The 21,528-nt window shown below is 69.4% G+C and carries 16 protein-coding genes; 4 read left to right on the forward strand and 12 right to left on the reverse strand.

Translation table 11 applies throughout. The annotated features are described in order from the left end of the window. Positions 1–17: 17 nt before the first annotated feature. The 8 genes from HDC36_RS00325 to HDC36_RS00360 form a co-directional block, all read right to left on the reverse strand. Entirely contained in the window at positions 18–386 is a 369-nt protein-coding gene (locus HDC36_RS00325; protein ID WP_003479271.1) for a hypothetical protein, read from the reverse strand. Then, positions 383–925 (reverse strand): polymer-forming cytoskeletal protein, encoded by a 543-nt coding sequence (locus tag HDC36_RS00330; protein ID WP_179563698.1) that lies wholly within the window; start codon positions 923–925, stop codon positions 383–385. Before HDC36_RS00330 ends, HDC36_RS00325 begins: the two co-directional genes overlap by 4 nt. A gap of 105 nt (positions 926–1,030) precedes the next feature. Next, positions 1,031–2,740, reverse strand: coding sequence for a diguanylate cyclase (locus HDC36_RS00335; protein ID WP_179563699.1), 1,710 nt, complete (start codon positions 2,738–2,740; stop codon positions 1,031–1,033). A gap of 187 nt (positions 2,741–2,927) precedes the next feature. Next, the gene (locus HDC36_RS00340; RefSeq protein WP_179563700.1) at positions 2,928–3,287 is read right to left on the reverse strand and encodes a hypothetical protein; all 360 of its coding nucleotides are present in this window, start codon (positions 3,285–3,287) and stop codon (positions 2,928–2,930) included. A 90-nt stretch (positions 3,288–3,377) separates the two neighbouring features. Next, positions 3,378–4,964, reverse strand: coding sequence for a J domain-containing protein (locus tag HDC36_RS00345; protein WP_179563701.1), 1,587 nt, complete (start codon positions 4,962–4,964; stop codon positions 3,378–3,380). Continuing rightward, positions 4,961–6,649, reverse strand: a complete 1,689-nt coding sequence (locus tag HDC36_RS00350) for a molecular chaperone HscC (RefSeq protein ID WP_179563702.1) — start codon at positions 6,647–6,649, stop codon at positions 4,961–4,963. The genes HDC36_RS00345 and HDC36_RS00350 overlap by 4 nt, the downstream gene beginning before the upstream one ends. A 210-nt stretch (positions 6,650–6,859) precedes the next feature. Beyond that, positions 6,860–7,201: a hypothetical protein gene (locus HDC36_RS00355; protein ID WP_179563703.1), complete on the reverse strand. Its 342-nt coding sequence runs from the start codon at positions 7,199–7,201 to the stop codon at positions 6,860–6,862. A gap of 123 nt (positions 7,202–7,324) precedes the next feature. After that, positions 7,325–8,500 (reverse strand): thiolase family protein, encoded by a 1,176-nt coding sequence (locus tag HDC36_RS00360; RefSeq protein ID WP_179563704.1) that lies wholly within the window; start codon positions 8,498–8,500, stop codon positions 7,325–7,327. A 195-nt stretch (positions 8,501–8,695) separates the two neighbouring features. Here HDC36_RS00360 and HDC36_RS00365 point away from each other — a divergent pair, with 195 nt between their 5' ends. Continuing rightward, positions 8,696–11,536: an autotransporter serine protease gene (locus HDC36_RS00365; RefSeq protein WP_179563705.1), complete on the forward strand. Its 2,841-nt coding sequence runs from the start codon at positions 8,696–8,698 to the stop codon at positions 11,534–11,536. Positions 11,537–12,030: 494 nt separating this feature from the next. Here the strand turns inward: HDC36_RS00365 and HDC36_RS00370 are convergent, their stop codons facing one another. From HDC36_RS00370 to HDC36_RS00380, 3 genes are all read right to left on the reverse strand, one after another. Next, positions 12,031–13,131, reverse strand: coding sequence for a Glu/Leu/Phe/Val dehydrogenase (locus tag HDC36_RS00370; RefSeq protein WP_179563706.1), 1,101 nt, complete (start codon positions 13,129–13,131; stop codon positions 12,031–12,033). 275 nt (positions 13,132–13,406) lie between these two features. Next, positions 13,407–13,961 (reverse strand): hypothetical protein, encoded by a 555-nt coding sequence (locus tag HDC36_RS00375; RefSeq protein WP_179563707.1) that lies wholly within the window; start codon positions 13,959–13,961, stop codon positions 13,407–13,409. Positions 13,962–14,232: 271 nt separating this feature from the next. Further along, the gene (locus HDC36_RS00380) at positions 14,233–14,550 is read right to left on the reverse strand and encodes a YXWGXW repeat-containing protein (protein ID WP_179563708.1); all 318 of its coding nucleotides are present in this window, start codon (positions 14,548–14,550) and stop codon (positions 14,233–14,235) included. A 229-nt stretch (positions 14,551–14,779) separates the two neighbouring features. Here HDC36_RS00380 and HDC36_RS00385 point away from each other — a divergent pair, with 229 nt between their 5' ends. The 3 genes from HDC36_RS00385 (at position 14,780) to HDC36_RS00395 (ending at position 20,311) form a co-directional block, all read left to right on the forward strand. Continuing rightward, entirely contained in the window at positions 14,780–18,448 is a 3,669-nt protein-coding gene (locus HDC36_RS00385) for a methylmalonyl-CoA mutase family protein (RefSeq protein ID WP_179563709.1), read from the forward strand. A 167-nt stretch (positions 18,449–18,615) separates the two neighbouring features. After that, positions 18,616–19,095: a nuclear transport factor 2 family protein gene (locus tag HDC36_RS00390; protein WP_179563710.1), complete on the forward strand. Its 480-nt coding sequence runs from the start codon at positions 18,616–18,618 to the stop codon at positions 19,093–19,095. Between the two features lie 325 nt (positions 19,096–19,420). After that, positions 19,421–20,311, forward strand: a complete 891-nt coding sequence (locus tag HDC36_RS00395) for an HDOD domain-containing protein (RefSeq protein ID WP_255432550.1) — start codon at positions 19,421–19,423, stop codon at positions 20,309–20,311. 33 nt (positions 20,312–20,344) lie between these two features. On the opposite strand, the gene HDC36_RS00400 is transcribed toward HDC36_RS00395, so the two are convergent. Next, the gene (locus HDC36_RS00400) at positions 20,345–21,316 is read right to left on the reverse strand and encodes a hypothetical protein (protein WP_179563711.1); all 972 of its coding nucleotides are present in this window, start codon (positions 21,314–21,316) and stop codon (positions 20,345–20,347) included. Positions 21,317–21,528: the final 212 nt, after the last annotated feature.

The following is a 21,528-nucleotide window of genomic DNA, read 5'->3' on the forward strand; positions in this document are numbered from 1 at the left end:
CCGGCCAGCCAGTACGCCTAATGCCGCGTCCCGCGCTTGCCGCCGCCCTTGGCCTGGGTCGCCTCCACCGACAGGGTGAAGCTGCGCTCCTCGCCGTCCAGCATCGCGCCGACGCCGACCAGCTGGCGCTTGATCTCCTCGCCGCGGCCGTTGCGGATCGTCACCACCACCGTGTACTCCCACGCGGTGCCGTCGGCGGGATGCTGGATGGTGCCCTGCACGCGCAGCGGCACCGTCGCGGTTGGCGCCGATTGCTGCAGCACCGCCGAGTCGAAGCGCAGGTGGTGCTTGCAGGCCGGGCAGACGCTGGCGCTCTCCAGGATCGTCGCCTTGCAGTGGGGGCAGGTCCGGGTCGCCCCCGGGGTGCCGGGACGCGGCGTGCTCATGCGCCGGCGTCGGGCTCCGTCGGCTTGCTGCCTTTGCGACCCTTGTCGTCTTCCCAGCCGAAATCGGCCTGGCCGCGCATCCGCGCGCCGGAGGCCACGGTCAGCGAGCCGGCCTTGACGTCGCCGATCAGCGCGCCGGAGGCCAGCAGCTCCACCTGCGAGGCCGATTCGATGTTGCCTTCCAGCTCGCCGGCGATGATCACCTTGTTGGCGCGCACGCCGCCGCTGAGCTTGGCTCCGGTCTCGATGGTCAGGTCGCCCTGCACGTTGACGTCGCCCTTGAACTTGCCGGCGATGCGGATGTGGCCGGTGCCTTCGATCTTGCCTTCGATGGTGATGTCGGCAGCGATCAGCGACTCCTTTGCCGCCGGCGCTGCGGCGCGTACGGGGAGGGGAGCGGCCGCGGCGACGCTGACCGCGGACTCGCCGACCGCCGATTCGGTGGCCGGCCGCGGCTCGGGCACTGCGGTGCCGGCGGGGGTGCCGGGCAGCGGCAGGCCATCCTTGCGCGGGGTACCCTGATCTTTCCAGATGGACATGCGCAGACGTCTCCAGTCGGGGGAAACCCGACTATCGCCGCTCTATCGCGCAGGTTTTGTGACAACTATCGCTAAAGTGCGTTCCTCGTGCGGCGATCGCGGCGATCACCCCATCCCGTCCAGCGCCGGATCGAACTGCTGCACCTGGTTGCGGCCGCTGCGCTTGGCCCGGTACAGCGCCGCATCGGCCTTGCGCAGCAGGGTGGTGGCGACCACGCCATCGCGCGAATAGCTGGCCAGCCCGATCGAGACCGTGACCCCGGGCAACGCCTTGCCGTCCAGGGTGGTGGTCATCTGCTGCGCGGCGCTGCGGATCTGCTCGGCGATCGCCAGCGCCGCCTCCGCGCCGGTTTCCGGCAGGATCACGGTGAATTCCTCGCCGCCGTAGCGGCAGGCGATGTCCTCGCCGCGCAGCCGCGAGGCGAGCATCTGCCCGACCGCGGCGAGCAGGCTGTCGCCGCCGCCATGGCCGTGCAGGTCGTTGAAGTGCTTGAAGTGGTCCACGTCCAGCATCAGCAGCGACAGCGGCACCGAGCGGCGTGCGCAGCGCGCCAGTTCGTGGTTCAGCGACTCCTCCAGGTAGCGGCGGTTGAACAGGCCGGTGAGCGGGTCGCGGATCGACTGCAGGCGCAGCGATTCGCGCAGGCGCAGGTTGCTCAGCGCCAACGACAACTGCTCGGCGGCGGCCTCGGCGATGGCGATGCGCGGCAGCGGCCCGGGGCCGGGACCGGCCAGGAATACGAAGCCCAGCTGCGTGCCCTGCGCGGACAACGGAATGCAGGCGCTGCTGGCGCCGACCGCCTGCGGGTCGTCGAGCAGATGCGCGCATGCCGAGTCGTGGCGCAGCGCGTGCACGAAATGCGCCTTGTCGCGGCGCAGCGCCCAGCATTCCTCGGGCGCCACGGCTGGTTCGCTGCGCACCGGCGCCTCGCCCCAGGCGACGATGGATTCGGCGCGATCCCGCGATGCACGCAGCAGGTACACGCTGCCGCCGGCGTCGGGCATCAGCGCGGCGAGCATGCGCGCGGTCACCTCCAGCGCTTCCTTGGGGTCCACGCAGCTCTGCAGCAGGCCGGTGTAGCGGCTGAGCGCATTGAGGTCGGCGCTGGTGCGCTCCAGGTCGTGGATGCTGGCGGCCAGCTTGTCGTTGGCGACCGAAGCGGCATGCTCGGCGTTGCTGCGGTTGCGCAATTCGCGGAACAGCAGCGCATAGACCACGCCCACGCTGCCCAGGCCGAACGGAATGCCGGCCAGGGCCAGCGCCAGCAGCAGATCCGAACTGCGCTGGTTGGAACGGTCGCGGCTCTGCAGCAGCTGTTGCTCCAGCTCGATCATCTGCTGCACGTGGTCGCGGATCGCACCGGAGTCCTGGAACACGCTCGGCGCCATCGCGCGCTGCAGCGCCTCCAATCCATCGCGCTGGTAGAGGTCGAGCATCTGCCGCATCTGCGTCAGCCGCGCATGCACGAGGCGCTGCAGGATGTCCAGGTTCGCGATCTGTACCGGGTTGTCGACGACCAGTGCGCGCAGTTGCGCCAGGTGCCGCGGCACGCGTTCGGCGCTGTCGCGATAGTTGCTCAGGTAGGCTTGGTTGCCGGTGAGCTCGTAGCCGCGCGCCGCGGTTTCGGCCTGCAGCAGGGTCGATTGCACTTCGTCGATGCTGCGCAGCACCTGGTGGGTATGGGCCACGCGCGCCGCATCGGAGATCGAACGCTGCGCGCCGGAAAACACCCCGAACCCGATCGAGACGAAGACCAGGGCGGAGAACAGAAGCGCTAGGCGGGTTCTGATCCGCACGCGTTGGAACGTCGACATGGGGGAATTGTAACCAGGGACCGGATCGGCCGAACCTTCGCGTGCAAAAGGTGCCGTAGGTCACGCCGCGACGCGGCCGGATTGCGACATCGGCGCAGCAACGCCGGTTTTGCCTGGGCTGCGCGGTTCGCGGAGCCGCAACGCGACCGCCGCACTCGTGCGCAGGGCGCGAGTGCGGCGGGGGCGGTCAATGCTTCTCTTTGTCGCCGTTGTGCGGATCTTCGTTGGCGTTCTCGCGCGCCTTGTCGGCGAGCTTCTGCGCCGCGCTGGCAGTGGCCTCGCTGGCGTCGGCCGCGGCTTCCTTGGCAGCGGCCGAGGCATCCTGCACCGCCTCGGAGTTGGCGGCGCGGTGTGCCGCGTCGCGGGCGTCGGCGGCGATTTCGTGGCCGGTCTGCGCGGCCTGGTCGGCGGCTTCCTTGGCCGCTTCGCCAGTCTGCTCCGCCGCCACCTTGGCGTCGCGCTGCGCCTGCTGCGCTTCCGGGCCTTGGCAGGCGGCCAGCGCCAGGGCGCCCAGCAGGGCCATTGCCGCGATCGGGGTCTTGTTCATGCGCGTTCTCCATTGCGGGGTGATGCGGCGCAGCCTAGGCGGGCGCGCATGCAGCCGGTGTCAATGCCGGCGCACGGCGCCGGCTCGCGTTCAGCTACGCCGCCAGCGCAGCAGCCGGCGCTGGTGCAGCAGGTCCCACGACCATAAGGCGAGCGCCAGCGCCGCACTGATCTCGCCGGAATGGAGCAATGCCAGCAAACCTTTGAACAGGCTGGGGATCACGAAGATCGTCCACCAGGTGCTGCGCACGCTCAGGCGATATTCCAGGCCGCGTCGCCGCCACACCCGTACGATCGACAGCAGCAGCGCAAGCATGGCGACGCTGCTGCCGGGGATGCGCTGTCCGGCGCCGTAGATCAAGCCCAGGGCGATGCCGACCAGCAACGGAATGAACAACAGTCGTAGCCACAGCGGCGCCGGCGAGCGATTCGCCGACTCCGGTTCGCTCTGCCAACGCAGCAGCATGCCGACCACCAGCCACGCTGCCCACAGCGCGGCGATCGTCACGGCGGCCATGCCGCTGCGCGACAAAGCGAACGACATCGGCACCGGATCCGGCGACAGGGCGCTGGCGGCAGTGGCCAGGACCACGACGATGGCCAGCAGCAGCGCGGCTGCGGCACATCGCGCCAAGCCGACCAGCAGCCGCGCGCGGGTCAGGTAGCCGGCGTCGGTGGCGCGCATCCAGAAGCCGATCTGCTGCCGATCCAGCGGTGCCGGCAGGGTGTCGAGACGGCCCTGGTCCAGGCGCAGCAGCAATTGCCGCAATGCCCGCGGCCGTCCCGGCATCAGGCCTGTCCATAGCGCTTGCGGCAGCGCGAACGGACGCGTCAACTGGCGCATCAGCGCGGGGACCCGATAGCGTTTGTCGCCGGCCGGATACACGCGCCGGGCAAGGGCGTGGGCGTTCCCCGGCTGCATTTCCCAGGCCAGGTGCAAGCGCTCCTGCAGCATCGGCAGCGTCTGCGCGGCGCTACCGGCAGCGATGTCGTCCAGGCCGAAGAAGCCGAGCAGGAGCGCGAAATTGTCGCGCTGGATCGGCGGCATTCGCTGCTGCAGTCGATGGCACAGCAGCCAGCCGACTTGAGCCTTGTCGCGCAGCGACCATAGCGTGGGCTGCCGTTCCAACCAGTGCTGCAGCGTCTGCGGCTCGGCGCGCGTGGCCAGGGCGAGCAGTTCGTCGCACAGCGCATCCGGATCGGGCGCGGGCAGCGGGGGAGGTTGCGCTACGTCGATCTGCGCAGGCGGCGGTGTCGGCGGCGTCGGGCGTTGCTGCAGCAGGCGCGCGTTGTCGCCGTCGGTATCTGGGGGCAGCCGCTCGGTATCGAGGAAATCGTTGTCCGTGGCGGATGCAACGGCCGGCTTCGGCTGCGCGTCGCGACGATCGGCGCCATCGCCACTGCTGGCGCCAAGGCCGGCAGCCATGGTCGCGGCCTCCGGAGCGGCGCGAGCGTCGTGGTCCTCTACGTCCTCGTCCTCGTCCTCGTCCTCGTCCTCGTCCTCGTCGCTGCGCGCCCGCGCCCAGGCCAGTGCGGCCTGGTAGGCCGCGTGCAGTTGCTGGAAGCCTTCCGGGTCGGTATCCGGGCGATGCTGGCGCAGCCGCTTGGCGTAGCTGCGCTTGATCGCGGTTTCGTCGGCATCGGGCGGCAGTTGCAGCCACCGCAACGCCCAGTTCAAGCGCGACGCTCCAGTGCGTCCAGCGCCTCGCCGAGGCGTTGCCGATGGTCGTCGATCAGGCGCAGGTCCTGGGTGTCGAGCGCGCCGCGGAAGGCGACGATCCAGGCCTGGATCTGTTCGCGCAGGTCCAGGTATTCCTCGTACATGCGTTCGGCGCGTGCGAGCAGGCTCAGGTTGTCCTGCTGTTCGCGTGGATGGATCTTCAGCGCCTGCAGCGCGGCCAGCCGTTCGCGGATCTGCTCGGCGCCGAGCAGACCGGGATTCTGCTCCAGGATCAGTTCGTGCTTGAGGCCGCTGTGATGCTCGGTCACTTCCACCTGCAGCAGGCCGTTGTTGTCGTAGGTGAAGCGGGTGGTGACGCCCTTCTCGGCCTTGGGCAGGTGTTTGGGCAGCGGCACCCGCAGTTCGCCGAGCTTGATGTTCTTGGCCACCAGCGGGCTCTCGCCCTGGTAGACGTCGATCACCAGGTGTTCCTGCTCGTCGTGGACCGGGTAGAAGCTGTCCTCGCGGCTGATCGGCACGGTGCTGTTGCGCTGGATGATCGGATGGAACAGGCCGGTGCGCAGCTGGCCGTGCGCGTCGCGCGAGGCGACTTCGGTGCCGAGCGTATACGGGCACACGTCGGTGAGGATCACTTCCTCCAGCGCGGCATTGCGCGCCTTCATCCCGGCCGCCACCGCCGCGCCCAGCGCCACCGCCTGGTCGGGATTGATGTGGCGCATCGGCAACCGTCCGAACATGCGCGTGACCAGCTTGGCGACCAGCGGCATCCGCGTCGCGCCGCCGACCAGCACGATCTCGTCCAGTTGCGCCGGCTGCAGCCGCGCATCGCGCATCGCCCGTTCCAGCGGCGCGCGCATGCGCTGCAGCAGGGGCTCGGCCAGGCGGTTGAAGCGTTCCTCGTGCAGCGTCCAGTGCAAGGCCTGGCCGGCCACGCCGATCTGCACGGTCGCTTCCTGACCGCTGGACAGCGCGCGTTTGGCCGTTTCCAGCCGCCGCCGCAGCTGGCCGCTTTCCTGCACGCTCAGCGCCTGCGGCGCGAGCGCGTGGTCGGCCAGGAAGGCCTGCAGCAGCAGTTCCAGGAAATCCTCGCCGCCGAGGAAATTGTCGCCGGCGCTGGCGTGGACCTCGATGACGCCTTCGAACATTTCCAGGATCGACACGTCGAAGGTGCCGCCGCCCAGGTCCAGCACCAGGAAGCGGCCATGGCCCTGGCGTTCCTGCAGGCCGTAGGCGAGGGCGGCCGCGGTGGGTTCGTTGATCAGCCGCTCGATGCGGATGCCGGCCAGTTCGCCGGCCGCGCGGGTGGCCTTGCGCTGGGCATCGGAGAAATACGCGGGCACGCTGATGACCGCTTCGCGCACCTTTTCGCCGAGCGCGGCTTCGGCATCGGCCAGCAACGAGCGCAGCACCATCGCCGACAGTTCTTCCGGGCGGAAGCGATGTTCGCCCAGCACGGTCTCGCGGTCGCTGCCCATCCAGCGCTTGAACGCCGCCACGCTGCGCTGCGGGTGGCTGACCAGGCGTTCGCGCGCGGCCTGGCCGACCAGGATGCCGCTGTCGTCGACGCTGACCACCGACGGGGTCAGCACCTCGCCGAGCGCATTGGGAAACAAACGGCTGCCTTGCTCGAAGTAGGCGCCGATCAGGGAATGGGTGGTGCCGAGGTCGATACCGACGATCATTGGCAGGTCCGTTGCGAAAGAAATGCGGCCGGGAAGTGGCGGCGCCGATGGCGCCGGCCAGGCGCTCGCGCTCGCCAATGATAGCGTTGGCCGAAAGCCCGGCGCAGCGTGCAGCGCCGGTGTCGCGCATGCGCTTGGGCAAATCGCAGGCAAAGAAAAAGCCGCTGGCGAACCAGCGGCTTCTTCAGACGTGCCTGAAGCGAGAAGTGATTACTTCTTGGCTTCTTCGGCAGCGTCCTTGGCCTTGTCGGCGGTGTCGTCAGCAGCCTTGGCGGTGTCGGCAGCCTTGTCGGCAGCGGCATCGGTCGGGGCAGCGGCGGCAGCGGCCGAAGCGTCGGCAGCGGTGTTGGCAGCGGTAGCGGCCGTGTCGGCAGCAGCCTGGGCGGAATCGGCGGTGGCGGCACCGGCGGCCGAAGCCTGGTCGGCAGCAGCCTGCGCGTCGGTGGCGGCTTCGTTGGCCGAAGCAGCGGCGTCCTGCGCCTGCTCCTGCTTCGAGCATGCGGCCAGGGCCAGGCCCAGGGCCATTGCGATCAGCAGCTTGTTGATGCTCATGTGTGTCTATCCTCGTCGTTTAGTTAGGCAACGCGCTATTGCGCGCCCTCAACATGATGACAAGCCAAAGTCGGCTGTCAAGCGCACGCGCATTCATTTTTGTGTTTTAAGGGTTAATCCCAATCAAATCAATTCGATGGCGACCGCTGTCGCCTCGCCGCCACCGATGCACAGGGTGGCGATTCCGCGGCGTCCGCCGCGGGTGCGCAACGCGTTTAGCAATGTCACCACCAGCCGCGCGCCGGATGCGCCGATCGGATGGCCGAGCGCGCAGGCGCCGCCGTTGACGTTGACCTTGGCCGGGTCCAGCCCCAGTTCCTTGATCGGCACCATCGGCACCACCGCAAACGCTTCGTTGATTTCGAACAGGTCGACCTGGTCCAGGCTCCAGCCGACCTGCTCGAGCAGCTTCCTGATCGCGCCGACCGGGGCGGTGGTGAACCATTCCGGCGCCTGCGAGAACGTCGCGTGGCCGACGATCCGCGCCAGCGGCACGACGCCGCGGCGGGCCGCGTCGTCGGCGCTGAGCAGCACCGTGGCGGCGGCGCCATCGGAGATGCTGGAGGAACTGGCGGCGGTGACCGTGCCGTCCTTCTTGAACGCCGGTTTCAGCGTGGGGATCTTGGCGATGTCGGACTTGCCCGGCTGCTCGTCGCTGGCGAACACCGCCTCGCCCTTGCGGGTGGCCACGCGCACCGGCACGATCTCCGCGTCGAAGGCGCCATCGCGCTGCGCGGCCTGCGCGCGCGTCACCGACTCGATCGCGTACGCGTCCTGGTCCTGGCGGCTGAAGCCGAACTTCTCCGCGGTGGCCTCGCCGAACACGCCCATGGCCTGGCCGTCGTCGGGGTTGGTCAGGCCGTCCCAGGCCATGTGATCGACCGCCTGGAAGTTGCCGTAGCGGTTGCCGGTGCGCGAATTCGGCAGCAGGTGCGGCGCGTTGCTCATCGATTCCATGCCGCCGGCGACGACGATGCTGGCCGAGCCGGCCTTGATCAGGTCGTGGCCGAGCATGATCGCCTTCATGCCCGAACCGCAGACCTTGTTGATCGTGGTGGCGCCGGTGGCGTCGGGCACGCCGGCGGCGCGCGCGGCTTGGCGCGCCGGCGCCTGGCCGAGGTTGGCCGGCAGCACGCAGCCCATGATCACCTCCGACACGTCGGCGGCGGGGATGCCGGACTGCTCCAGCGCGGCGCGGATGGCCGCGGCGCCGAGTTCCGGCGTGGGCACGCCGTTGAACTGGCCCAGGAAGGCGCCGATGGCGGTGCGCTTGGCCGCGGCGATGACGATCTCGGTCATGGCAAACCCTTACGAAAGATTAGTCGCCGATTATCTGCCTCGGCGCCGCTCCTGCCAATCGCGGTGCGCGGGCGGGGATGGTGGCGGGGGCGGAATTCCGGTGTAGATTCGTGTCGATTCAGGCCGCCCGTTTGCGGCCGCCAACGCAACGTTGCCGGTCGACTTGGCCGGCGCGCTTATCTTCGGAGAGAGAGCATGCGGAAGTTGATGGCCCGGTCGCTGCTGGCGACCGCACTGGCGGTGGCGTTGACCTCCTGCGGCGGTGGCGGCGGGGGCGGGCTGACCCGCAGCGATCCGCCGCCGACCTCGCCGCCGCCCACCTCACCGCCGCCCCCGCCGCCGCCGACCTCTCCCCCCACCTCGCCGCCGACCTCGCCGCCACCGCCGCAGCCGGCGTTCGACGCGCATCTGGCGCTGACCAATACGCTGGCAGCGCACAACGCCGGCTACGACGGCAGCGGCTACCGCATCGGCGTGGTCGACACCGGCGTGAACCGCAACCACCCGGCGCTGGCCGGACGCGTGGTGTCCAACCTGATCTACGTCGATCCGGCCAAGAACAACGTCAACGTCGACGATGTCGACGGCCACGGCACCACGGTCGCGCAGCTGGCCGCGGGCAAGGCGGTGGGCGCGTGGCCCGGCGGCATCGCGCCCGGCGCGCAGATCGTGTCGGCGCGCATCATCAGCGACACCTCGCCCGACGACGACGGCAGCGGCGAGGGCAACCAGACCAGCGGCGCGCTGGGCCTGGCCTCGGTCCACCAGGACCTGATCAACGCCGGGGTCAAGGTGATGAACAATTCCTGGGGCGGCATCTACTGGACCGACCCGACCGCGACCAACGCCATCGCCGACGAATACCGCCCGTTCGTGCTGAGCAATGGCGGGCTGGTGGTGTTCGCCGCGGGCAACGAAGCCAAGGCCGATCCGTCGGACGTCGCCGCGCTGCCCAGCCAGCCCGGCCCCGGCGGCAGCCGTCCGGCGGCGGACCTGGAACGCGGCTGGCTGGTGGTGGCCGCGGTGGATGCGAGCACCGGCAGCAAGCTGGAGTCGTATTCCAACGCCTGCGGCGTGGCCATGCACTACTGCCTGGTGGCGCCGGGCACGGAAGTGTTCGTCGACCCCAAGGCGACCAACGCCACCGCCAACCCGGACTACTACTACGGCAGCGGCACGTCGTTCGCTGCGCCGTTGGTCTCCGGCGCCGCGGCGCTGGTGTGGCAGGCGTTTCCCTACTTCAGCAACGATCTGCTGCGGCAGACCCTGCTCGGCACCGCCACCGACCTGGGCACGCCCGGCGTGGACGCCACCTTCGGCTACGGCCTGCTCAACGTCGGCAAGGCGGTGCTGGGGCCGGCCAGGTTCGACTGGGGCGACGTCAGCGTGTCCTTCAGCGGCAGCTCGACCTGGGCCAACGACATCGCCGGCAGCGGCGGCCTGATCAAGCAGGGCAGCGGCACCTTGACCCTGAGCGGCACCCAGAACAGCTACAGCGGCACGACCCAGGTGCAGGCCGGCACGCTCAGCGCGGCCAGCCTGGGCGGCTCCAACGTGGCGATCAGCAATGGCGCCACCTTCATCGGCACCGGGCCGCTGCGCGGCAACGTCAGCAATTCCGGCACCTTCCAGGTCGGTGCCGCGGCGCTGAGCCTGAGCGGCAACTACGTGCAGGACAGCAATGGCCGGCTGGCCTTGCTGGTCGGCGACAAGCTCTCGGTGACCGGTACCGCGACGCTGCAGGGCGGCGCGCTGTACGTGCTCGGCAAGCGCGACTACGTGGTCAACAACACCGCCTACAAGGTGCTCGAGACCAGTGGCGGACTGAGCGGCACGTTCGCCTCGGTGACCACGCCGTCGAACGTGTTCCTGACCTCGTCGCTCGCCTACGACAGCACCAGCGCTTCGATCACCGTGCAGGCGCTGAGCGTCACCGCCGCCGCGGCGAGTTTCGGCAGCATCACCGCCGCCACGCTCGCCTCCGCCACGCGCGTGGACGCGGCGTTCGCGCAACTGGATGCGCAACTGGGCCGCGATCCGGCGACGGTCGATGCGTCGCTGCTGAAGGCGGCCGGCGCGGTGCAGCAATCGCCGAGCGCGGCCGCCGCGGCGGCGACGCTGCGCAGCCTGTCCGGCGAAGCGCATGCGGCGGCCACCGCGATGACCTTCGACAGCATCGACTTGCAGCGGCGCGCGCTGTCCGGCCGCTTCGACAGCCTGGTCACGCAACCGCGCGCGATCGGCGCGTGGAGCCAGCGCCTGGGCGAGACCGGGCAGGGCAGCTTCGCCGGCAGCCAGTTCCAGCTCGACGGCTGGATGATGGGCCAGGACCTGCGCCTGGGCGAGCACGGCGTGGCCGGTTTCGCTTTCGGCGAGAGCCGCGCCGACGGCGGCGGCGACGGCGGCCTGGACCACAGCCGCGACCGCCAGGTGCAGGGCCAGGCCTATCTCGGCGCGGTCGCCGGCAATGCCTACGCGCTGGCGCAGCTGGGTACCGGGCAGTACCGGCGCCAGCTCGACCGCAGCCTGCTGCTCGGCGACAGCGTCGCCGATGCGTCCAGCCGCTACGCCGGACGCTTCCTGTCCAGCAGCGTCGAAGTCGGCTACCGCTTCGGGCGCGGCAAGACGTCGCTGACCCCGTATGCCGGCGCCGACTACAGCCGCATCGACAGCGACGGCTTCCGCGAGCAGGGCGGCGACGGCTTCGGGCTGATGGCCGCGGCCGCGTCCTCTTCGCGCAGCCAGGCATTGGCCGGCCTGCGCGCCGGTTACGGCGGGCGCGGCTGGTCGCTGCAGGGCTATGCCGAATGGCAGCAGACCCTGGCCGCGCAAGGCTTGCAGCGCCAGGCCAGTTTCGTCGGCGTGGACGCCTGGGCGCCGCTGGTGGATCTGCAGCCGGCGCGTTCGGGCGGGCTGTTCGGCGCGAGCCTGGACCGGCGCTGGGGCAGCAGCGCGCTGGGCATCGGCTACGACCGGCGCTTCGGCCCGCGCGGCGACGATCATGCGATGTCGCTGCGGTATCGGTTGGGGTTCTGATGCGGTGCGGGCCTGGTGTGGCCCGCGCTTGATTCGCAGAGGAAGCTTCGGCATCGACGCGCCGAGGCGGCGTCGGGTTTTCCTCTTCGCTTGTCGCGACTGAAGTCGCTCCTACAGGGGCGCCCGGTCCGGCGGTGCGGTGCCGGCTTATCGTCGGCTGGGGTGCCGAGGCAGCGCGGTCGAGGCAGTCGCGCTTGATTCGCGGAGGATGCTTCGGTCCCGACGCGCCGGGGCGGCGTCAGGTTTCCAGTCTTCGCTTTGTCGCGACTGAAGTCGCTCCTACAGGGGCGCCCGGTCCGGCGATGCCGTGCCGGCTTATGGTCGGAGGGGGTCGGCCCCGATGCGTAAGAGTTGCGGCAGGTTCGGGGCGTCGTTCGTCGCGGCTGAAGCCGCTCCTACGGAAGTCATGTGGCCTGCCGATGGCGTGCCGGCTCTCGTGGGAGGGACTTCAGTCCCGACGCGCTGCGCGTCGGGAGGTCCTGCTGCCGGCTCGCCTACTCGCCGCGCAGATGTCCCATCGAGCGCGGGGCGGTGCGGCCCAGCGGCAGCTTGAGCTTGCCGATGGCGTGCATGCGCGCTTCGGCGATGCGGTCGGCGGCCTGCTGCGGCGGGATGTTGTCGCGCTCGGACAGGTCGAAGATCTTGCCGAGGTTGTGGTACAGGCTGCGGATCAGGCGCATCGCGCGCTCGCGGTTGTAGCCGTCGATCTCCAGCGACACGTTCATCACCCCGCCGGCGTTGACCGCATAGTCCGGGGCATAGAGGATGCCGCGGCGGTGCAGTTCTTCGCCCACTGCGGCGTTGGCCAGCTGGTTGTTGGCGGTGCCGCAGATGATCTTCGCCTTCAGCCGCGGCAGGGTGGCCTCGTCGATCGCGCTTTCCAGCGCGCACGGCGCCAGCACGTCGGCGGCCACGTCGTAGATCTCGTCCGGCTTGACCGCTTCTGCACCGTATTCGGCGACCGCGCGCTCGACCAGCGCCTGGTCCAGGTCGGTGACGTACAGCTTGGCGCCGCGCTCCTTCAGCAGCTTCACCAGCTCCATGCCGATGTGGCCCAGGCCCTGCACGGCGATGCTGGCCTTGCCGATCTCCTCGTGGCCGAGCTTGCGCTGCAGCGACGCCATCAGCGCCTGCAGCGCGCCATAGGCGGTGAACGGGGCCGGGTCGCCGGAGCCGCCGTGCACCTGGTGCACGCCGGTGACGTACTCGGTCTCCAGGTAGATCTGTTCCATGTCGTTGACGTCGGTGCCGACGTCCTCGGCGGTGATGTAGCGCCCGCCCAGCGAATCCACGTAGCGGCCGAACGCGCGGAACAGCGCCTCGGACTTGTCGGCCTTGGGATCGCCGATGATCACCGCCTTGCCGCCGCCGATGTTCAGCCCGGCCAGCGCGTTCTTGTAGGTCATCGTGCGGCTGAGCCGCAGCGCATCGTGCAGCGCGGCCTCGGTGTTGGGATAGGGGCGCATGCGCACGCCGCCCAGCGCGGGGCCGAGCACGGTGTTGTGGATGGCGATGATCGCCTGCAGGCCCACGTCGCGGTTGTGGCAGAAGACGACTTGTTCGTGGCCGGTGGTGGCTAGCGTTTCGAAAAGCATGGGGGCTCCGCTGGCGTTGCAGGTGTAGGACACCTTGGTTCCAGGAACTTGCCTAGTGAGGGTGCGCAAAACGAAAAACGCGACGGGTTCCGGAACGGGTCCTGATCGTCGCGATGAGCGCATTTTAAAGCAATTCCCTGCGGGCCGTGCAGTCTCCGGCAGCTCCGTGCAGACCCGTGCGGCATGGGCATCTCGGTACCGTTTGCGACGCTCGGACGGTGTCCAGGCGCGGTGCGGAGGGTGCCTTCGGCTCACGGCGCCGATCGCTGTTCCGTTCAGCGCGTGGCGGTCTCGTCGGCAAAGAGGGCGCTGGCCGCTTGCGGTCCGAGCAGGCGTTCGCGCAGTGCACGCGCCTGCCGCGCCTGCTGCTCTGGGTCGGTGCCGTGCGGCGCGCCTGTCGCTTCGGCCTGCAGATAGGCGGCGTAGCGATCGAACCAGGCGAGGATCTGACCCGCTTGCGCGGCGGGCATCGCGGCCAGGTCGCGCTCCAGGTCCTGGCGCTGCGTCGCCACGGCCTGTGCATCCATGGCCGTCAGATAGCGATCCAGGTAGTGTCGCAATGCCGGATCCGGCAGCAACCGGCCTTGCTGGTCGAAGCGGGGTGCGTCGCTGGTCGGGGTGGCGCTCGGCGCGGCCGGCGCACTGGCGACGGGCATGGCCGTGCGTTTGCGCGCCGCGACCGTCTTCGCCGTGGCGTCGATGGCATCGCCGAGTCCACGGTGCGAGGCCGCGTCGGTGGGGCGTTCGCGCCATGCGGCGACGCTGGCGATCGCCACCGCCAGCACGGTGATGGCGATCGCGTAGGTGCCTGGCGGGACGCGCGACGGCATCGCTAGGATCCCCTGCGCAGCGAGCGCCGAATCAGGCCGGGCAGGCGATGGCCTGCGGTGCGCGACGGACCGCGCACCCCGCAGGCGCCACGCACGGCAGGGGCCGGAGACAACGGCAGGAACGCACGCGACAGCGAAGGCCTGAACATGCGTTCTCTCGGGAACCGGCGGGTGCCGTGGTTCGCGCACTATCGCAAAGCGCGATGAAGACGGTCACGACGCCGCGCAGCATCGTGGCGGCGGGAACATGGCCGCGCCGCCACGCCGTGGCCTAGCGATGTACCCAATAGCCGTCGTGGAAGCGGTAGGCCGGGCCGCGATGCTCCCAGCGTGGGCCGACATAGACATAGCCCGGGCGTGCGACCACGTAGCGGCCGGCGACCCAGACATGGCGGCGGCCGTTCCAATGCCAGTAGCCCGGCGCCCAGACATAGCCCGGTCGCACCACCACACGTTCGAACCGCGGCGGCGGCGGCGCGGTCTGCACCGACAGTTCCACCACCGGGCGCGCCTGCGCGGGCGCGGCCAGCATGCCGCCGGCGAGCGCGCTGCCGAGCAGGGAGGTCAGCAACAAAGGACGAAGGGACATGCGATTCTCCAGGGACATCGGCGGTGTGCCGACGTCAACGCAAACGCGGCAGGCGCCGCCGCTGTTGACGCGCCGAACTGCCGCATTCATGTCCCGGATAGCTACGTTCGCCGTGGCGTCCGGCGGCACGCTCGCCGCCAGCGCGGCGGTCGTCGCATGTTGCAGCGCAACCTGCCCACGCTGCGCTGCGCGCCTAGAATTGCCGCATTCTCTTGCCGATGTCTTCTCGATGAGCATTCCCGCGTCCCGCGTGCCGCTGCCGCAAGCCGATACCAGCCCGCTGCGCTTCGTCACCGCTGCCAGCCTGTTCGACGGCCACGATGCGGCGATCAACATCATGCGCCGGCTGATCCAGGCGCAGGGCGCGGAGGTGATCCATCTCGGCCACAACCGCAGCGTCGAGGACGTGGTGCGCGCGGCGTTGCAGGAGGACGCCGACGCGATCGCGCTGTCCTCCTACCAGGGCGGCCACGTCGAGTATTTCAAGTACATGGTGGACATGCTGCGCGAACGCGGCGCCGGCCATGTGCGGGTGTTCGGCGGCGGTGGCGGCACCATCACCCCGGAGGAGATCGCCGAGCTGCAGGCCTACGGCGTGGAGCGCATCTACCACCCCAACGACGGCATGAAGATGGGTCTGGTGGAGATGATCGAGGACGTGGTGGCGCGCGCTTCGCGCGCGCGGGACTCGGGACCCGGGACTCGGGACCCGGAACAGGCCGGCGCGCTATTGCCGCACATCGACGACGAGATCGGTATCGGCAAGGTGTTGTCGGCGCTCGAGGATGGCGCGTTCTCCGAGTCCGAACTGGCCCTGCTGCGCAAGCAGTGGCAGTCCGGCCTGCCAGGCACCTCCGAGTCCCGAGTCCCGGGTCCCGAGTCCCGCACGCGGCACGCAGCGCCGGTGCTGGGCCTGACCGGCACCGGCGGCGCCGGCAAGTCGTCGGTCACCGACGAATTGCTCAACCGCTTCCTGGCCGGCTTTCCGCAGATGCGCATCGCGGTGGTGTCGGTGGATCCGAGCCGGCGCCGCACCGGCGGCGCGCTGCTCGGCGACCGCATCCGCATGAACGCCTTGCGCAGCCCGCGCGTGTACATGCGCTCGATGGCCACGCGGCGCCAGCATGCGGCCACCAACCGCGTGCTCAAGGACTGCATCGCGTTCCTGAAAGGCATCGGCTACGACCTGGTGATCGTGGAGACCGCCGGCATCGGCCAGAGCGATTCGGAGATCGTCGATCTGGTCGATTTCCCGGTGTACGTGATGACCAGCGATTACGGCGCGCCGAGCCAGCTGGAAAAGATCGACATGCTCGACTTCGCCGAGCTGGTGGTGCTGAACAAGTACGACCGGCGCGGCGCCGAGGACGCGCTGCGCGACGTGCGCAAGCAGTGGCGGCGCAACCGCGTCGCGTTCCAGCTGGAGGACGAGGCGGTGCCGGTGTATCCGACCATCGCCAGCCAGTTCAACGATCCCGGCATCAGCTGGATGTTCGTCAACCTGTGCCGGCTGTTGCGCGCGAAGCTGGGCCTCGAGGCGTCCGACCCCGGAGCCGAAACGAGCAGCGCCGCCCGCCACGCCGCGGCGTCGCCGCACTGCGATTTCCGGCCGCAGCTGGACACCACGCTGAAGGAGCCGCGCGCCACCGTGCTGATCCCCGGTGCGCGCGTGCGCTACCTGGCCGAGATCGCCGAACAGGGTCGCGCGCTCAACGCCGGCATCGAACGCCAGGCCGAGGCCGCGGATCGCGCGCAATCGTTCTGGCAATCGCTGCACGAACTGCAGGACCCGCAGTTGCCTAAGCAGTTGGACCTTTACGCAGTCGAGGAACTGCAGCCACCCGCGCGCAGCGCCGATGCGCCCGCCATGGCCGGCGCCGCCGTCGATGCGACCTTGCTGCTGCTGCGCCAGCGCTACAACGACGCGCTGCAGGCGCTGTCCAGCGAGTCGCTGAAGTTGCTGCGCGAGTGGCCGCAGCGGCTGAAGTCGATCACCGACGAGGTCACCGAATACGAAGTGCGCGGCAAGGCGATCCGCGTGGAGAACTACCGCCAGTCGCTGAGCCATCAGCCGATCCCGAAGATCGCCGCGCCGCGCTACAGGAGCTGGGGCGAACTGCTGCGCTTCCTCGGCAAGGAGAACCTGCCCGGCAGCTATCCCTACACCGGCGGCGTCTATCCGTACCGCCGCGCCGGCGAGGACCCGATCCGCATGTTCGCCGGCGAGGGCACGCCGGAGCGCACCAACCGCCGCTTCCACTATCTGAGCGTGGGCCAGCCGGCCGCGCGCCTGTCCACCGCCTTCGACAGCGTCACCCTGTACGGCGAGGACCCGGCGCCGCGCCCGGACATCTACGGCAAGATCGGCAATTCCGGGGTCAACATTCCCACCCTGGACGACATGAAGAAGCTGTACTCCGGCTTCGACCTGTGCGCGCCGACGACCAGCGTGTCGATGACCATCAACGGCCCGGCGCCGATGATCCTGGCGATGTTCATGAATACCGCCATCGACCAGCAGGTGGAGAAATACCTCAAGGCCGATGCGCAGCGCTGGGCGCAGGCCGAGCAGACCCTGGCGCAGTTGTTCGAAGGCCGGCAGCGGCCGCGCTATCACGGCGACTTGCCTCCCACCAACGACGGCCTGGGCCTGGCCTTGCTCGGCGTCAGCGGCGATCAGTTGGTCGACGCGCAGACCTATGCGCAGATCAAGGCGCAGACCCTGTCCAGCGTGCGCGGCACGGTGCAGGCCGACATCCTCAAGGAGGACCAGGCGCAGAACACCTGCATCTTCAGCACCGAGTTCGCGCTGCGCATGATGGGCGACATCCAGCAGTATTTCGTCGAGCAGAAGGTGCGCAACTTCTATTCGGTGTCGATCTCCGGGTATCACATCGCCGAGGCCGGCGCGAACCCGATCAGCCAGCTCGCCTTCACCCTGAGCAACGGCTTCACCATCGTCGAGTATTACCTGGCGCGCGGCATGCGCATCGACGATTTCGCGCCCAACCTGAGCTTCTTCTTCAGCAACGGCATGGATCCGGAGTACACCGCGATCGGCCGCGTGGCGCGGCGCATCTGGGCGCGGGCGATGCGCGAGCGCTACGGCGGCAACGAACGCAGCCAGATGATGAAGTACCACATCCAGACCTCCGGCCGCTCGCTGCATGCGCAGGAGATCCAGTTCAATGATATCCGCACCACGCTGCAGGCGCTGTACGCGCTGTTCGACAACTGCAACAGCCTGCACACCAACGCCTACGACGAGGCGATCACCACGCCGACCGAGGAAAGCGTGCGCCGCGCGGTGGCGATCCAGATGATCATCAACAAGGAGCTGGGGCTGAATTTCTGCGAGAACCCGTGGCAGGGCAGCTTCATCGTCGAGCAGCTCACCGATCTGGTGGAGGAGGCGGTGTACAAGGAGTTCGAGGCGATCAGCGAGCGCGGCGGCGTGCTCGGCGCGATGGACACCATGTACCAGCGCGGCAAGATCCAGGAAGAGAGCCTGTACTACGAGCACAAGAAGCACGACGGTAGCCTGCCGCTGGTCGGTGTCAATACCTTCCTGCCCAAGCAGCACGCCGGCGAGACCGCGACCCAGATCGAACTGATCCGCTCCACCGAGGAAGAAAAGGGCCAGCAGATCGCCAACGTGCGCGACTGGCAGCAGCGCCGCAACGGCATTGCGCCGGCACAGCCGCTGCAAGCGGAACCGGCCGAAGCGGCCGCCGCGCCGGCTCCCGGCGATGCGGCAGGCCTCGGCTATCTGCAGCGTGCCGCGCGCGAGCGCCGCAACGTCTTCGCCGCGCTGATGCAGGCGGTGAAGACCCACAGCCTGGGGCAGATCAGCCACGCGCTGTACGAAGTGGGCGGGGAGTACCGACGCAACATGTAGCCCCGCCGGCCAACGGCGGCCGCCGCGCGTGCGCTTCGAGGGCCTGCAGCCAGCCATCTCTGCGTTTGCCGCCGCCCAGCCCGCTGCCTGCGGCACGTGCCTGGAGGCATTGCAGGCGCGGCCTGGGGAGACGCATAGTTGCGCATCGACGACGGGGGAGGTGGCGGATGAAGATATGGGGATCGCTCCTGCTGTTGGCTTGCGCGGCGACCGCGCGAGCCGCGGCGCCGACCGAGGACGGCACTGCGGGGCCGCTGTTCGATACGGTCGCCGCACTGGACCAGCGCCTGTTCGGCGCCTACAACCGCTGCGACATGGCGGCATTTGAGCAACTGTTCGTGCCCGACGTGGAGTTCTATCACGACACCGGCGGCGCCAGCTGGGACCGCAAGACCGTGGTCGACAACACGCGCAAGTGGATCTGCGGCAAGGTGCGCCGCGAATTGGTGGACGGCACGCTGCGGGTCTACCCGGTCAAGGACTTCGGTGCGATCGAGGAGGGCGAACACCGCTTCTGCGAGCTGGCCAGCGGGCGCTGTGAGGGCATCGCCAAATTCGTGATGGTGTGGCGCCAGGACCAGGACGGCTGGAAGCTGACGCGGGTGCTCAGCTACGGCCATCGCGCGGCGGCTGCGCCGGCGCCCTGAGCGTGCATGGCGGAGGCGCCGCGCAGTCGCTGCAGCCTCGCGTGCAGGCCGCCGCGGCCGTTCAAGCAGGAGCCTGCGCGCCATGCTTGAATGGCGTGGCGCGCCTGGCCGTGGTTGCGCTTCCAGCCGGGTGGGGGATCTGGCGACCTTGCGGATGCCGATGATGGTGCCGTCGATTTGGATTGCAGGCGTTGCCGTCGCGCTGCTGCTGGGTATCGGCGGCTGGATGTGGCGCCGTGGACGCCGGCACGGAGCTGTGGCACCGATCGCCGTTGCGCAAACCGCCGTCGCGTCTGCGCACCGTGCGACCGGCGAAGACGCCGGCATGGATGCGGTGATCGCGGCGGAGCCGGGGCAGGGCGTGGTTGCCGCTGCGGCCGAACTTTCCGCAGAGCAGGAATCCGCGCTGTTGCTGCGCCTGTACGCGCTGGCGTTCGCCGGCGTGCTTGCGCCCGAACCCAGCGCGGCCTCGGCTGCCGCGCAGGCCGAGGTCGCCGCGGCGGCCGTCGCGGTCCTGGCGCGCATCGACGCGCATCCGCGCTATACGCCGCGCCGCCCGCAGCTGTTGCCGCAGCTGACCCGCGCGCTCAACGATCCCGCTGCTGGCGCCCAGGCCATCGCGGCGATTCTCGGCCAGGATCCGGCGCTGGCCGGCAATCTGCTGCGCATCGCCAACAGTGCCGCGTACCGCCGCCACGCCGAGCCGATCGAGAACCTGGAGCGCGCGGTGGCCCTGCTCGGCACCGAGGGCCTGCGCCAGCTCGTGCTGGCCGCGCTGCTGCAGCCGGTCATTGCCGACGACGGCAGCGCGTTCGGCCGCTGCGCGGCGCTGCTGTGGGAGCACACCTTGCTGTCGGCCAAGGCCACCGCGCGCCATGCCGAGGATGCCGAGCGCGAGGATCCCGCGGCGGCGCAGTTGCTGGCGCTGCTGCATGGGTTGGGAGCGGTCGCGGTGGTGCAGGTGGTACGCGATGCGTATGCGAAACAGCCCGGACTCCTACCCGATGCAGGGCTGCTGGCCGAGTTGCTGCGAGACTGGACGGCGCGGGTGGCGGAGGCGATCTCGCATGACTGGGCGCTGTCGGAGCGCATGCGACAAGGGATCGACGAACAACACAGGCATGTCGAGCCGCATGCATTGAGTTCCTTGGGGCGTTCGCTGCGGATCGGGCGCCGCCAGGCGGCGCTTGCGCTGCTGGACGCCGCTCCAGGTTGAGGTTCGGGCGGCGTCGGTGCGCTTGCCGACGCGCTAGGAATGCTTGGCCATGCCGTCGTCGGCCGCGTCGTCCGGCGATATCCACCAGGCCATGCCATCCTGGCGCAGTGGCGGGCTGGTCTCGCGAAGCTCCACCGCATCGATGCGACGTCCTGCAGCACCGGCCTGCCAGTTCCGCAACCATACGTCCAGGGAGCTGCGCTGGGTGGCAGCGACGCCGAAATCGCGATCGCTTTTCCAGGGATCGGTCGACGCGTCGTGGTGCGGATGCGCGGCTGCCCCGTAACTGCAGCGCAGGCAATAGTTGACGAGGGTTTCGGTCCAGTCTTCGACCAGAGCGATCTCGTCGCCGGCGGGCACGTCGCGAAGCGCGTCGCGGTCTTCCGGGGTTGGGCAATGCGCGAACACCGTGAAGGTCCGCAATGGCGAAGGCTGCAGGCGTGCCAAGGCGTTGAACACCGGTACCGTGTGGTCGTGAAACGCACGCCGCCCGGTCGCGGCGCCGTCGTGCAGAACGACATCGCCATAGCGGTGGCCGCTTTCCGGTAGCGGCACGTTGAGCAGGCGCGCGCGGACCGGGTCGATGCGCCGCGCGAACAGGGTCTCGCCGTCGGACCATGGGTTCAGACGTATGCTGACCACGCCGAAATCTGTCTCGATCGGTCCATTGCCCTCGGGAACGCCGATGCCGCAGGCCGCCCATTGCGCGCGCGCCTGCGCCCAGTCGCCGACGGCCGTCGCCGCGATGCCGGCATTCCAGTGCGCGGCTTCGTCTGGTTCTCCGGCGAGCGCCAACGCACGCAGGTTGTGGCGCAGGGACACGCTCCAGTCCAGCCGATATTTGTGCACCAGCCCTTGCATGTAGTGATAGTGGCGCGCGTCCGGCGCATGCGTGAGCAGGGTGGCGAAGTGTTGCGCAGCCTGTTCCAGCTGTCCTGCGTTGAAACTCTCGTAGGCGCGTTCGTGCACCGTTTGCAGGTCTTCTTCGGATAAAGGTTGCGGCATCGGACGACCTGTTTCAGCGCTGCGGGCATTGGCACCAATTATGGATGCGCGATGCAACCCTGCCCAGGGCGATTCCGCTTGAGGTCGCGGAGAGCGCAGGCGAGGGAGGATGGCGTAGCAACGCGGGGAAGCGCTGCTGGTATCCGAGCGCTTGCGAAAGGCCCTTCTCGCCGCGGCAGCGAGCGCGGCGAGAAGGGACACGAGCGATAGGC

Origin of the sequence: Xanthomonas sp. JAI131 (assembly GCF_013410075.1) — a bacterium.
In the GTDB taxonomy this organism is placed as follows: domain Bacteria; phylum Pseudomonadota; class Gammaproteobacteria; order Xanthomonadales; family Xanthomonadaceae; genus Xanthomonas_A; species Xanthomonas_A bonasiae.